Raw genomic sequence first — 13,898 nt, 5'->3', positions numbered from 1 at the left:
AAAATAGGCATTTCCGATGCATATTTTACTTTTCGCTTCTCCGTCACAAACGCCACGACGAAATGCATTATTAATCAATGCATTGAACAATTAAATCCATCCTGACTGCATCCTCTCACAGGGTCTATGCTTAATAAAAGTAGGCAAAAAGGGCGGTTAAGCCGAATGCCCCTGCTGACAGAGGGTTGAAGTGATAATCGTTATCACTAACATGGTGTTATGCCCTGATGGCTTATCAGATGAGGTGGACCTATGGAACTGCATTCAGAAACCTTTAATCCTGCCGATTTCACCTGGCGCGGGTTAACGCTCACGCCAGCGGCTGCGGCACATATTCACGAGCTGGTAGCGAAAAAGCCCGAGATCCTCGGCGTGCGTTTGGGTGTCAAACAAACCGGCTGCGCAGGTTTCGGTTACGTTCTCGATACCGTCACCGAGCCCGAAAAAGATGACCTGGTGTTCGAGACCGACGGCGCGAAACTGTACGTCGCGTTGCAGGCCATGCCCTTTATCGACGGCACCGAAGTGGACTACGTCCGCGAAGGCTTAAATCAGTTATTCAAATTTCATAACCCGAAAGCCCAGAACGAATGCGGCTGCGGCGAAAGCTTTGGGGTATAGGCGGAACTATGTCTCGTAATACTGAAGCAACGAGTGAAGTAAATACCTGGAGCGGCGGGCACCTCAACTATAAAGAGGGGTTCTTCACCCAGCTGCAGACCGATGAGCTGGCGAAAGGCATCAACGAAGATGTCGTGCGGGCGATCTCGGCGAAACGCAATGAGCCAGAGTGGATGCTGGAGTTTCGCCTGAGCGCCTTCCGCGCCTGGCTGGAGATGGAAGAGCCGCACTGGCTGAAAGCGCATTATGACAAGCTGAACTACCAGGATTACAGCTACTACTCCGCGCCGTCCTGCGGCAGCTGTGACGACACCTGTGCCTCGCAGCCCGGCGCGGTGCAGCAAACCGGCGCTGAGAATAGCTTCCTCAGCAAAGAGGTGGAAGAAGCCTTTAACCAGCTGGGCGTACCGGTGCGCGAAGGAAAAGAGGTGGCGGTGGACGCTATCTTTGACTCGGTCTCGGTGGCGACCACCTACCGCGAGAAGCTGGCAGAGCAGGGGATCATTTTCTGCTCCTTCGGCGAAGCGATTCACGATCATCCGGAACTGGTGAAAAAGTACATCGGGACCGTAGTGCCTTCAAACGATAACTTCTTTGCGGCACTTAACGCAGCGGTGGCCTCGGACGGTACCTTTATTTACGTGCCGAAAGGCGTGCGCTGTCCAATGGAGCTTTCCACCTATTTCCGTATTAATGCCGAAAAAACCGGCCAGTTCGAACGTACCATTCTGGTGGCCGATGAGGGGAGCTACGTCAGCTATATCGAAGGATGCTCCGCCCCGGTCCGCGACAGCTATCAGCTGCACGCGGCGGTGGTGGAGGTCATCATCCATAAAGACGCCGAGGTGAAATACTCGACGGTGCAAAACTGGTTCCCCGGCGACGGCAATACCGGCGGTATTCTCAACTTCGTGACCAAGCGTGCGCTGTGCGAAGGGGAAAACAGCAAGATGTCGTGGACTCAGTCCGAAACCGGCTCGGCCATCACCTGGAAATACCCGAGCTGCATCCTGCGAGGGGATAACTCCATCGGCGAGTTTTACTCGGTGGCGCTCACCAGCGGCCATCAGCAGGCGGATACCGGCACCAAGATGATCCACATTGGTAAAAACACCAAATCGACCATTATCTCGAAAGGTATCTCCGCTGGACACAGCCAGAATAGCTATCGCGGGCTGGTGAAAATCATGCCGACGGCCACCAATGCGCGAAACTTTACCCAGTGTGACTCGATGCTGATTGGCGCAGACTGCGGCGCACATACCTTCCCGTACGTCGAATGCCGTAATAACACGGCCAAGCTGGAGCACGAGGCGACCACGTCACGAATTGGGGAAGATCAGCTCTTTTACTGCCTGCAGCGCGGGATCAGCGAAGAAGACGCCATCTCGATGATTGTTAACGGCTTCTGTAAGGACGTGTTCTCTGAACTGCCGCTGGAATTTGCCGTTGAAGCCCAGAAACTCCTCGCCATTAGTCTTGAACACAGCGTCGGTTAAGGAAAGCACATGTTAAGCATTAAAGATTTACAGGTCAGCGTAGAAGATAAAGCCATCCTGCGTGGCCTCAATTTTGACGTCAAGCCGGGCGAAGTCCACGCCATCATGGGGCCGAACGGTTCCGGGAAAAGTACGCTTTCTGCGACGCTGGCCGGACGCGAGGATTATGAGGTGACCCACGGCTCGGTCGAGTTTAACGGCAAAGATCTGCTGGAGATGTCGCCGGAAGACCGTGCGGGAGAGGGCATTTTTATGGCCTTCCAGTACCCGGTCGAAATTCCCGGCGTCAGCAACCAGTTTTTCCTGCAGACGGCGCTGAACGCGGTGCGTAAGTATCGCGGGCTGGAGGCGCTGGACCGCTTCGACTTCCAGGATCTGATGGAAGAGAAGATCAGGCTGCTGAAAATGCCGGAAGATTTGCTGACCCGCTCGGTGAACGTTGGTTTTTCCGGCGGTGAGAAAAAGCGTAACGACATTCTGCAGATGGCGGTGCTGGAGCCCGAGCTGTGCATTCTGGATGAGACCGACTCCGGTCTGGACATCGACGCCCTGAAGATTGTCGCTGACGGAGTGAACTCTCTGCGCGACGGCAAGCGCTCGTTTATTATCGTCACCCACTACCAGCGCATTCTGGACTACATCAAGCCGGATTACGTCCACGTGCTTTACCAGGGGCGAATTGTGAAATCCGGTGATTTTACGCTGGTTAAACAACTGGAGGAGCAGGGTTATGGCTGGCTTACCGAACAGCAGTAATGCGCTCCAGCAGTGGCACCGGCTGTTTGAGGTCCAGGGGGGCACGCGCTCCGAGCAGGCGCAGCAGCATCTTCAGCAAATGCTGCGTCTCGGGTTGCCGACGCGTAAGCATGAGAACTGGAAATACACCCCGCTTGATGGCCTGCTGAACGCCGAGTTTGTGACCCGCCAGGCGGATCTCACCCCGGCACAGCGCGACGCGCTGGCCTTGCGTGTCGATGCCCTGCGCCTGGTGTTCGTCGACGGTCAGTTCCGTCCGGAACTGAGCGACACGGTTCAGGAGAGCGGCTTTGAGATTGAGATAAACGACGATCGCCAGCGCCTGAGCGCCCCGGTTCAGCCTGAGGTCTTCCTGCACCTGACCGAGAGTCTGGCTCGCAGCGTGACGCACATCCGCGTGAAGCGTAACCAGCGTCCGGCAAAACCGCTGCTGCTGATGCACATCACTCAGGGGCTGAACGGCGATGAAATCAATACCGCGCACTATCGCCACCATCTGGAGCTGGCGGAGGGGGCGGAGGCCACGGTCATCGAACATTACGTAAGCCTCAATGAGACGCGTCACTTTACCGGGTCGCGTCTGACGATGAATGTTGCCGCGAATGCGCAGCTTCATCATGTCAAGCTGGCGTTTGAGAATGCGCAGAGCCACCACTTTGCCCATAACGACATTGTCCTGGGTCAGGATGCCGCAGCGTACAGCCACAGCTTCCTGCTCGGCGGGGCGGTGCTGCGCCACAACACCAGCACGCAGCTTAACGGTGAAAACACCACGCTGCGCATCAACAGCCTGGCGATGCCGGTTAAATCGGAAGTGTGCGACACGCGCACCTGGCTGGAGCACAACAAAGGCTACTGCAACAGCCGCCAGCTGCACAAAACCATCGTCAGTGATAAAGGCCGCGCGGTGTTTAACGGACTGATTAACGTGGCGCAGCACGCCATTAAAACCGACGGGCAGATGACCAACAATAATCTGCTGTTAGGCCGCCTTGCGGAAGTGGACACTAAACCACAGCTGGAGATCTACGCCGATGACGTGAAATGCAGCCACGGTGCGACGGTCGGGCGAATCGACGACGAGCAGATGTTCTACCTGCGCTCGCGCGGCATCGACCAGCAGGCGGCGCAGAAAATGATTATCTACGCGTTTGCCGCCGAACTGACGGAAGCGCTGCACGATGGTCAGTTAAAACTGCAGGTGCTGGATCGGATCGGTCAGCGCCTGCCTGGAGGCGAAGCATGAGTTTTCCCGTCGAGAAAGTACGGGCAGATTTCCCGGTTCTGACCCGTGAAGTAAACGGTCTGCCGCTGGCCTATCTGGACAGCGCGGCCAGCGCGCAGAAGCCGAATCAGGTGGTGGATGCAGAAGCCGAGTTTTATCGCCACGGCTATGCCGCCGTGCATCGCGGTATTCATACCCTGAGCGCCGAGGCGACCCAGCGCATGGAAAACGTGCGCACGCAGATTGCCGCCTTCCTTAACGCCCGCTCGCCGGAAGAACTGGTCTTTGTTCGCGGGACCACTGAAGGGATTAACCTTGTCGCTAACAGCTGGGGCAACGCTCAGGTCCACGCGGGGGATAACATCATCATCACTCAGATGGAGCACCACGCCAATATCGTGCCGTGGCAGATGCTCTGCGAGCGCGTGGGTGCGCAGCTGCGGGTAATCCCGTTGAATGCCGACGGGACGCTGCAGCTCGAGCAGCTAGACGCATTGCTTGACGATAAAACGCGGCTGGTGGCGGTTACCCAGGTCTCCAACGTGCTGGGGACGGAAAACCCGGTGGCAGATATCGTCGAAAAGGCCCACCAGGCGGGTGCGAAGGTGCTGATTGACGGTGCCCAGGCGGTGATGCATCACGCGGTTGACGTCCAGGCGCTGGACTGCGATTTCTACGTCTTTTCAGGCCACAAGCTCTACGGGCCGACCGGGATTGGCGTGCTGTATGTGAAAGAAGATATCCTGCAGGCGATGCCGCCGTGGGAAGGGGGCGGGTCGATGATCGCCACCGTCAGCCTGACGGAAGGCACCACCTATGCGCGCGCGCCGTGGCGTTTTGAGGCGGGCACGCCCAATACCGGTGGGATTATCGGGCTGGGGGCGGCGGTTTCCTACGTTTCCGCGATCGGCCTCGAAACCATTCAGGAGTACGAACAGCTGCTGATGAACTACGCGCTAGCGGAACTTGCCAGCGTGCCGGATTTGACCCTCTACGGGCCTGCCGATCGGCAAGGGGTGATTGCGTTTAACCTCGGGAAACACCACGCCTATGACGTGGGCAGTTTCCTCGATAACTACGGCGTGGCTGTCCGCACCGGGCACCACTGCGCCATGCCGCTGATGGCGTTTTACCAGGTACCGGCAATGTGCCGCGCATCGCTGGTGATGTACAACACGACGGAAGAGGTCGACAGGCTGGTGGCGGGGCTTAAGCGCATTCACCAGCTGCTGGGCTAACGGAGAAGCGAAAGATGGCAGAGCTGCCGGACAAAGATAAATTACTGCGCAACTTTTCGCGTTGCGCAAACTGGGAGGAGAAGTACCTTTATATCATCGAGCTGGGGCAGCGTCTGCCGCCGCTCGGTGAAGAGGCGCATAACCCGGAAAATATTATTCAGGGCTGCCAGAGCCAGGTGTGGATTGTGATGGCGCAGTCTGATGACGGCACGATCGAATTGCGCGGCGACAGCGATGCCGCCATTGTAAAAGGGCTTATTGCGGTCGTCTTTAGCCTTTACCAGCAGATGTCGGCGCAGGATATTGTTGCGTTCGATGTCCGCCCGTGGTTTGAAAAAATGGCCTTAACCCAACACCTCACCCCGTCCCGTTCTCAGGGACTGGAAGCGATGATTCGCGCCATCCGCGCCAAAGCTGCAATCCTTAGCTAGACTTACAGAACAGCATTCATTCTGTTTCGCGAGGTGGTTCCCGCCTCGCTGGTTTTTCAGCTTTCTGGCGTTCTGTCAGTGAATAAGGAATCTCAGCATGAAGCGCGCGTCTCTCATTACTCTATTACTTCTCAGTTCGCTCGGTGCCCTTAATTCGGCCCGCGCGATGGACTATCCCTTGCCGCCCGCAGGCAGTCGTCTGATTGGGCAAAATCAAACCTACACGATACAGGAAGGGGATAATAAGCTGCAGACCATTGCCCGTCGGTTTAATACGGCGGCGCAGGTGATCCTCGAAACCAACAATACCATTGCGCCGGTAAACCCTGCGCCGGGAACCGTTATTACCATTCCGTCGCAAATGCTGCTGCCGGATACGCCCCGCGAGGGAATTGTGGTGAATCTCGCTGAGCTTCGGCTCTACTACTTTCCGCCGGGGCAAAACATTGTTCAGGTTTTCCCGCTCGGCATCGGACAGCTGGGGCTGGAAACACCGGTCACGACCACGCGCGTAAGCCAGAAAATCCCGAATCCCACCTGGACACCGACACCGGGCATCAGAGCACGCTCTCTGGAGCAGGGCATTAAACTGCCTCCGGTGGTCCCTGCCGGGCCAAATAACCCCCTGGGACGCTTCGCACTGCGTTTAGGCGTGGGCAACGGGGAATATCTCATCCACGGCACCAGCGCGCCGGACAGCGTCGGCCTGCGGGTCAGCTCCGGCTGTATGCGGATGAACGCCCCGGATATCAAAGCCCTGTTCGAGCAGGTGCGGGTTGGCACGCGGGTACAGATCATCAATGAACCCGTGAAGTTCTCCGTTGAGCCGGACGGTAAACGCTATATTGAAGTCCACCGTCCGCTGGCGCAGGTAGAAGGGGAAAATCCACAGGTCTCGCCCATTACCCATTCCGCCGACTTTGCGACCTTTGTTTCTCAGGCGGGAAGCGATAAGGCGCTAATTGAGAAAGCCCTGTCACGTCGCGCCGGCATCCCGGTGATCGTGTCGTCAGGCAGCGGCGCGTCGGCCAGCAATAGCGTGTTGTCGGTGCAGAACAGCCGGGTGTCCGCAGCGGTCGCGGAAGATGAAGGGGAGAAGGTGACGCAGTAGCGATTTGAGGCAGGCAAAAAAAATGGCGCACAATGTGCGCCATTTTATTAACAGGTACTATTACTTACGGTATTTAGTAGCCTGGTTGTCCAGACGCTGGTTAGCGCGAGCTGCGTCGTCTTTAGCAGCCTGAACGTCGGAACGCATTGCGTTCACGTCGTTGCTCAGCTGGTCAACTTTAGCGTTCAGAGTCTGAACGTCAGAAGACAGCTGATCGATTTTAGCGTTGCTGGAGCAACCAGCCAGCAGAGTAGAACCCAGGATTACCGCGCCCAGTACCAGTTTAGTACGATTCATTATTAATACCCTCTAGATTGAGTTAATCTCCATGTAGCGTTACAAGTATTACACAAAGTTTTTTGGGTTGAGAATATTTTTTTGATGGGAATACACCTATTTTTGATCGTTCGCTCAAAGAAGCATCGAATCAGCCCTTTTTGGGCAAAAATCTAAGGAAAAAAAGGCATTTATCATCGGATTCATCTTAGATAATTCGCAATTAAATAGAAAAACCCGATTTGCATTTTGAATGACTTTGGCTAATGCCTGGAATAAAAAAAGCGCCCGGAGGGCGCTTTTTATCCAAATTAATTGGTTCGGGAATTATTACAGCACGTGAACAGATGCGGTATTGGTAGTGCCGCTTGGTACCAGCGCGCCAGAAACCATGACCACAACGTCACCTTTCTGTGCCAGACCGCGATCAACCAGCTCCAGAGCCACTTCTTTACCGAGACGGTAGAAATCATCCGTAGAGGCGATCTCTTTCACCAGGTGTGGGATCACGCCTTTGCTCAGCACCAGCTGACGGGCAGTGGTTTCGTTGGTGGTCAGCGCCAGGATAGTCGCATCCGGGAAGTATTTACGCACCGCACGAGCAGATTTACCGCCCTGGGTGGCAACCACGATCAGTGGTGCTTCCAGTTTCTCAGCGGTTTCTACTGCACCGCGGCACACCGCTTCAGTGATGCGCAGCTTGCGGCTATCGTTGTTGTAGTCCAGACGGCTTTTCATCACGCGGTCGGTACGTTCGCAGATGGTGGCCATGATGGACACTGCTTCCAGCGGGTATTTACCTTTCGCGGATTCGCCGGACAGCATAACCGCATCAGTACCGTCGAGGATGGCGTTTGCCACGTCGCCTGCTTCAGCGCGGGTTGGGCGTGGGTTTTTGATCATGGAGTCCAGCATCTGCGTTGCGGTGATAACCACTTTACGCGCGCGCACGCATTTCTCGATCATCATCTTCTGCGCGAAGATCACTTCTTCAACCGGAATTTCAACGCCCAGGTCGCCACGTGCAACCATGATGCCGTCAGACGCTTCGAGGATTTCGTCGAAGTTGTTCAGGCCTTCCTGGTTTTCGATTTTGGAGATGATCTGGATCTTCTCGCCGCCGTGCGCTTTCAGGTGCTCACGGATTTCAACCACGTCGGAACGCTTACGGATGAAGGAGGCAGCAACAAAGTCAACGCCCTGTTCGCAACCGAAGATCAGGTCCTGTTTGTCTTTTTCAGCCAGGGCTGGCAGCGCGATGGAGACGCCCGGCAGGTTAACGCCTTTGTTTTCGCCCAGGTCGCCGTTGTTCAGCACTTTACAGATAACCTTGTTACCTTCGATCGCGGTGACTTCCATACCGATCAGACCATCGTCTACCAGCACGGTGTTACCGACGGACAGATCGTTGGTGAAGCCTTCATAGGTTACTGCAACGATTTCGCTGTTGCCGACGACGGATTTGTCGGTGGTGAAGGTGAAGGTCTGGCCCGCTTTCAGAGAGACGTCGTTACCGCCTTCCAGTTTGATGGTACGGATTTCTGGACCTTTGGTGTCCAGCAGGATGGCAGCTTTTTTGCCGGTTTTGCTCATCACGTTGCGCAAATTCTGGATGCGCTGACCGTGTTCTGCGTAATCACCGTGGGAGAAGTTCAGACGCATCACGTTCATGCCGGCGTCCAGCATTTTGGTCAGCATCTCTTCAGATTCGGTTTTCGGGCCGATAGTACAAACAATTTTCGTCTTTTTCATGACAGTCTTAGTCTTTAAGTTGGGAAGGATATGGATATCTCGCTCCGGGGGCGCACCGCCGCGGAGTCAAACCTGTGTTGCAAAAGAGTATATGACACGCACTAAGGATAGGAGACATCAAATGAGCGTGCAGAAGAAAGTGTGCCTGAGTGACAGCCCAACGAAGGAGAGGAGAAGTTGTACGTTGTTTTTTGTATTCCAAGCGCTGAAACCATTCACCAGGGATTTGGCGCGCATTATACGCTGATTTTAAGATAAAAGGAAAATGGAAACGGTGTTTCAGAAATAATCAATGCAGTTTCACATAATATTGTTATCAAGGCGTTAAGCCATGATGACAACTTGTGGCGGCAGGTGATTGACCTGCCGCGTTTTGCTTATTTTTGCAGCGCCTGACTGAGGTCGGCAATCAGGTCTTTCGGATCTTCAATCCCGACTGACAGACGGATCAGCTGCGGCACAATGCCGTTTGCCAGGCGTTGCTCCAGCGGAATCGAGGCGTGCGTCATGCTGTAAGGCTGACTCACCAGACTTTCCACGCCGCCGAGGCTCTCAGCGAGGGTAAACAGCTTCAGGTTGCGAATCACCTCGGTGGCGCGTTGCGCATCGCCTTTGACCACGACGGAAATCATCCCGCCGGGCAGGGCCATCTGCGTACGGGCAAGCTGATATTGCGGATGTGATTCCAGGCCGGGATAGAATACCTTCTCGACCAGAGGATGCTGATCGAGCCATTGCGCAATCGCCAGCGCGTTGGTGCTGTGCTTTTCTACCCTCAACGCAAGCGTGCGAATACCGCGCAGCGTCAGGAAGCTGCTGAACGGATCCAGGACGCCGCCCACCGCGTTTTGCAGATAGCCCAGCTTATCCGCCAGCTCCCTGTTGTCCCCGACAATCGCCAGTCCGGCCACCACGTCAGAATGGCCGTTCAGATATTTAGTGGCGGAGTGCACCACGATATCGAAGCCCGATTCCAGCGGACGGTGGATCGCCGGCGACGCGAAGGTGTTATCCGCCACGCTGATGACGTTATGACGACGGGCGATTGCCGCAATGGCTGCCAGATCGGCCAGCTTCAGCAGCGGGTTGGTCGGCGTCTCGACCCACACCATGCGGGTATCCGGGCGAATAGCGGCCTCAAGCCCGGCTAAGTCATCCGGTTTAACCCAGCTGACCTGCAGGCCGGTGCTGCGCTTGCGCACGTTTTCAATCAGGCGGTACGTCCCGCCGTAAACGTCATCAATAGCGACAATATGGCTGTCTTTATCCAGCAGTTCGAGCACCGTGGAGATGGCCGCCAGACCGGAGGCGAAGGCGTAGCCGCGCGTGCCGCCCTCCAGTTCGGCGATGGCGGTTTCCAGCGCGTGGCGGGTGGGGTTGCCGCTGCGGGAATACTCATAGCCGGTATGCTCGCCGGGCGCGGGTTGCGCAAACGTCGAGGTGGCATAAATCGGCGGCATGACGGCGCCGTGCTGGTCGTTGAATTCGCCGCTGTGGACGCTCAGGGTAGCCAGGTTTTTCATCATCTATTCCTTTATTGCTGAAGACGGTTGCGCCAGGCGGTCAGAACGTCGCTGCGCGTAATCAGACCGAGAAAACGGTCATTGTCATTTATGACGGCCACCAGACCGCGGTCAAAGATGGCGTTCAGGGCGCTTTCCGGGGCGTGTTTATCCAGGAACTCCACCTGACGCGTCATGGCTGCCATAACCGGAAGCGCGAAGCGATCGCCGTCGCCGCCGATATGCCGCAGGAGATCCCACTCGTCGATAATGCCTACCACCTTGCCGTTCTCCAGCACCGGCAGCTGGGAGATGTCATACAGGCGCATGCGCGCCAGGACGGTGGAAAGCGTGTCGTCCGGGGCGGCGGTGACGGTGGCGCCTTCATCGTGGCGCAGGGCGATGTAGTCGGAGAGATCGCCGGCCTGAGGGCGGGTGATGAGCCCCTGCTGCCGCATCCAGTCGTCGTTGAACATCTTCGAGAGATATTTGTTGCCGCTGTCGCAGGCGAAGGTCACCACGCGCTTCGGCGTAGTTTGCGCCTGGCAATACTTCAGCGCGGCCGCCAGCAGCGTGCCGCTGGAGGAGCCCGCCAGAATGCCTTCCGTTTTCAGCAGCTCGCGCGCGGTGGTGAACGCTTCGCGGTCGGTGATGCGCCAGGCGCGATTTACGCCTTCAATGTGGGCCAGCGGAGGAATAAAGTCTTCGCCAATTCCCTCAACCAGCCAGGAGCCCGCGTCGCGGTAGCGTCCGGTTTCCACCTGGTCGGCCAGAACCGATCCGGCCGGGTCAGCCAGGACAAACTCCGTATGCGGAGAGTGCTCGGCGAACCATGCCTGCAGGCCGCCCAGAGTACCGCCTGAGCCGACGCCCACTACAATGGCGTCGATCCTGCCGTCAAGCTGCTCATACAGTTCCGGTGCCGTGGTGATACGGTGCGCCAGCGGGTTGGCTTCGTTATTGAACTGGTCGATGTAAAACGCGCCGGGCAGTTCGTTCGCCAGGCGCTGGGCGTAATCCTGGTAATAGGCAGGATGGCCCTTGTTGACGTCGGAGCGGGTCAGCACCACCTGGGCACCCAGCGCGCGCAGGTGGAAAATTTTCTCGCGGCTCATTTTGTCCGGCACGACCAGGATCAGCGAGTAGCCTTTCTGAGCGGCGATCAGGGCCAGGCCGAGACCGGTATTGCCCGCCGTGGCCTCAATAATCGTGCCGCCTGGCTGCAGCTGGCCGGTACGCTCCGCTTCGTTAATCATCGACAGCGCAACGCGATCCTTAATGGACCCGCCCGGATTCTGGTTCTCCAGCTTCAGGAACAGCGAGCAGGGACCGGTATCAAGCTTATGCAGCTGGATAAGCGGGGTACGACCAATCAGTTCAGTGACGGAGTGATAAATCGTCATGATTTTTTCCTTTCTGGATGTCATGACGGGATGATAGGGCGGTGAAATTTTCTCAATAAAGAACCATTCACTGCTCTTTAGAACAGAAAAGAATATAAATGCCATTTTTGGAAGTCAGGACAGCAAGACGTAAAGTTGTCTGGATGTGAGGATGGCTATATCGGGATAAAATGCTGCAAAAATGAACGTTTTTTGCGGCTGTCCGCCAGCGGATATGCATCCGGCAGATAATCATTGCTGAAATTGGTCTAAATGCTTCCCACCCGTTAAATCCGGTGTTTATTTCTGAAAGTTATAACAAATTCTTTTTTGTTCATTTAAAAGCTGATAACGCCTGTTTACTATCGTTTGGACATCCATACTGCTAAACAGCCATGCGCGAAACGGATAATGAATAAGAATGATTGTACTCAGGAATATTTCGAAAGTTTTTGACAACGGAAAGGTCGCGCTGACTGCCGTTGATAACGTCAATTTGACGATAGAGCAGGGACAGATTTACGGAATTATTGGCTACAGCGGAGCCGGGAAAAGCACGCTGATTCGTCTGCTGAACGGCCTGGAAAAACCCAGCGCCGGAAGCGTCACCATTAACGGGCAGGATATTTCTGCTGCGAAGGGTGAAGCGCTGCGCCAGGCGCGCCTGAAAATCAGCATGGTGTTTCAGCACTTCAACCTGCTGTGGTCGCGCACGGTAAACGAAAATATAGCTTTCTCCATGCAGATTGCCGGCGTGCCTAAAGCAAAAATCACCGCCCGCGTCGCGGAGCTGGTGGATTTGGTCGGCCTGAAGGGCCGCGAGCATGCCTACCCGTCGCAGCTGAGCGGTGGGCAAAAGCAGCGCGTGGGCATCGCCCGCGCGCTGGCTAATAATCCGGACGTGCTGCTCTGTGATGAAGCCACCTCCGCGCTTGACCCGCAGACCACCGATCAGATCCTCGATCTGCTGCTGGATATTAACCGCCGCTTTAAGCTGACCATCGTGCTGATCACCCACGAGATGCACGTGGTGCGCAAAATCTGCGACCGCGTGGCGGTGATGGAGAACGGTAAAGTTGTGGAGGAGGGCGACGTGCTGAGCGTCTTTACCCATCCGCAGCAGCCGATTACGCAGCAGTTTGTCCGTCAGGTGAGCCAGTACGCTGAAGAAGAAACGTTCAATACCGAACTGGCAAACGATCTGGAAGGTACGGTCATCAGGCTGACCTTTACCGGGCACAGCACGCATAAGCCGATCGTGGGCGAACTGACGCTGCGCTACGGCCTGCCGTTTAACATCCTGCACGGAAAAATGACGCAAACCGCCCACGGCGTGTTTGGTCAACTCTGGGTACACGTCGTGGCATCTGATGAACAACTGAACAATATCCTCGCCGACCTGCAGCACAGCGATATTGAAGGCGAGGTGATTAAACATGGCTGAGAATCTCTTTCCGCATCTCAAGTGGGATCAGCTCTGGGCGGCGACGCTGGAGACGCTGTACATGACCGCGCTGTCCGGCGTGGCGACCTTTGTACTGGGCATCGTGCTGGGTCTGGCGCTGTTTTTAACCGCGCGCGGCGGGCTGTTCCACAACCGCACGGTGTATAGCGTCATTTCGATTGTGGTGAACGTGTTCCGCTCGATTCCGTTCATCATTCTGATCGTGCTGCTGATCCCGTTCACCAAGACCGTTGTCGGCACCATTCTTGGCGCCAACGCGGCGCTGCCGGCCCTGATTGTGGGTGCCGCACCGTTCTACGCACGCCTGGTGGAGATCGCCCTGCGTGAAGTGGATAAAGGCGTCATAGAAGCAACGCGCTCGATGGGCGCACGACTGAGCACGTTAGTGTTTCGGGTTTTACTGCCGGAATCATCACCTGCACTGGTATCAGGTATTACGGTGACGCTGATTGCGCTGGTGAGCTACAGCGCAATGGCGGGGGTGATTGGCGCCGGCGGTTTGGGAAATCTGGCTTATCTGGAAGGATTCCAGCGCAACCATGGTGACGTCACGCTGGTGGCAACGGTGACCATTCTGATCATCGTTTTCATTATCCAGTTCTGCGGCGATGTCATTACTTCACTGTTAGATAAACGCTAA

General features: G+C 56.1%; 14 protein-coding genes. 9 read left to right on the top strand and 5 right to left on the bottom strand.

The features are described 5' to 3' along the window. Positions 1-252: 252 nt before the first annotated feature. The 7 genes from sufA to ldtE all read left to right on the top strand — a co-directional run bounded on the left by sufA (position 253) and on the right by ldtE (position 6,881). Entirely contained in the window at positions 253-621 is a 369-nt protein-coding gene (gene sufA / locus RVY89_RS09420) for a Fe-S cluster assembly scaffold SufA (RefSeq protein WP_028017260.1), read from the top strand. 8 nt (positions 622-629) lie between these two features. Further along, positions 630-2,120, top strand: coding sequence for a Fe-S cluster assembly protein SufB (gene sufB / locus RVY89_RS09415; protein WP_484827630.1), 1,491 nt, complete (start codon positions 630-632; stop codon positions 2,118-2,120). Between the two features lie 9 nt (positions 2,121-2,129). Next, entirely contained in the window at positions 2,130-2,876 is a 747-nt protein-coding gene (sufC, locus tag RVY89_RS09410) for a Fe-S cluster assembly ATPase SufC (protein ID WP_024909391.1), read from the top strand. Beyond that, a complete protein-coding gene (gene sufD / locus RVY89_RS09405; protein WP_157189005.1) occupies positions 2,851-4,122 on the top strand; it encodes a Fe-S cluster assembly protein SufD in 1,272 nt (423 codons plus the stop codon). The genes sufC and sufD overlap by 26 nt, the downstream gene beginning before the upstream one ends. Continuing rightward, positions 4,119-5,339, top strand: coding sequence for a cysteine desulfurase SufS (sufS, locus tag RVY89_RS09400; protein WP_484827629.1), 1,221 nt, complete (start codon positions 4,119-4,121; stop codon positions 5,337-5,339). Before sufD ends, sufS begins: the two co-directional genes overlap by 4 nt. A 14-nt stretch (positions 5,340-5,353) precedes the next feature. Continuing rightward, positions 5,354-5,770, top strand: coding sequence for a cysteine desulfuration protein SufE (sufE, locus tag RVY89_RS09395; RefSeq protein WP_248098446.1), 417 nt, complete (start codon positions 5,354-5,356; stop codon positions 5,768-5,770). Positions 5,771-5,867: 97 nt separating this feature from the next. Next, positions 5,868-6,881 carry a L,D-transpeptidase LdtE gene (gene ldtE / locus RVY89_RS09390; RefSeq protein WP_484827628.1) on the top strand — a complete coding sequence of 338 codons (1,014 nt, stop codon included), beginning with the start codon at positions 5,868-5,870 and terminating at the stop codon, positions 6,879-6,881. Positions 6,882-6,941: 60 nt separating this feature from the next. Here the strand turns inward: ldtE and lpp are convergent, their stop codons facing one another. From lpp to RVY89_RS09365, 5 genes are all read right to left on the bottom strand, one after another. Beyond that, on the bottom strand, positions 6,942-7,178 hold the full coding sequence (gene lpp / locus RVY89_RS09385; RefSeq protein WP_001082307.1) for a murein lipoprotein Lpp: 237 nt from the start codon (positions 7,176-7,178) through the stop codon (positions 6,942-6,944). A gap of 309 nt (positions 7,179-7,487) precedes the next feature. Then, complete coding sequence (gene pykF, locus RVY89_RS09380) at positions 7,488-8,909, bottom strand: pyruvate kinase PykF (protein WP_029739779.1); 1,422 nt, start codon at positions 8,907-8,909, stop codon at positions 7,488-7,490. A gap of 7 nt (positions 8,910-8,916) precedes the next feature. Beyond that, complete coding sequence (gene ynhH / locus RVY89_RS09375; RefSeq protein WP_484827627.1) at positions 8,917-9,111, bottom strand: protein YnhH; 195 nt, start codon at positions 9,109-9,111, stop codon at positions 8,917-8,919. 175 nt (positions 9,112-9,286) lie between these two features. After that, the gene (locus RVY89_RS09370; RefSeq protein ID WP_484827924.1) at positions 9,287-10,432 is read right to left on the bottom strand and encodes a trans-sulfuration enzyme family protein; all 1,146 of its coding nucleotides are present in this window, start codon (positions 10,430-10,432) and stop codon (positions 9,287-9,289) included. A gap of 11 nt (positions 10,433-10,443) precedes the next feature. Then, on the bottom strand, positions 10,444-11,814 hold the full coding sequence (locus RVY89_RS09365; protein WP_484827626.1) for a pyridoxal-phosphate dependent enzyme: 1,371 nt from the start codon (positions 11,812-11,814) through the stop codon (positions 10,444-10,446). 400 nt (positions 11,815-12,214) lie between these two features. Between RVY89_RS09365 and RVY89_RS09360 the strand changes: the two genes are divergently transcribed. Beyond that, on the top strand, positions 12,215-13,237 hold the full coding sequence (locus RVY89_RS09360) for a methionine ABC transporter ATP-binding protein (RefSeq protein WP_484827625.1): 1,023 nt from the start codon (positions 12,215-12,217) through the stop codon (positions 13,235-13,237). Continuing rightward, positions 13,230-13,898, top strand: a complete 669-nt coding sequence (locus RVY89_RS09355; protein ID WP_008500617.1) for a methionine ABC transporter permease — start codon at positions 13,230-13,232, stop codon at positions 13,896-13,898. The genes RVY89_RS09360 and RVY89_RS09355 overlap by 8 nt, the downstream gene beginning before the upstream one ends.

Source organism: Enterobacter sp. 3U4 (assembly GCF_057224565.1).
The sequence above is the reverse complement of the archived record's forward strand: the minus strand, read 5'-3'. Positions and strand labels throughout refer to the sequence as shown.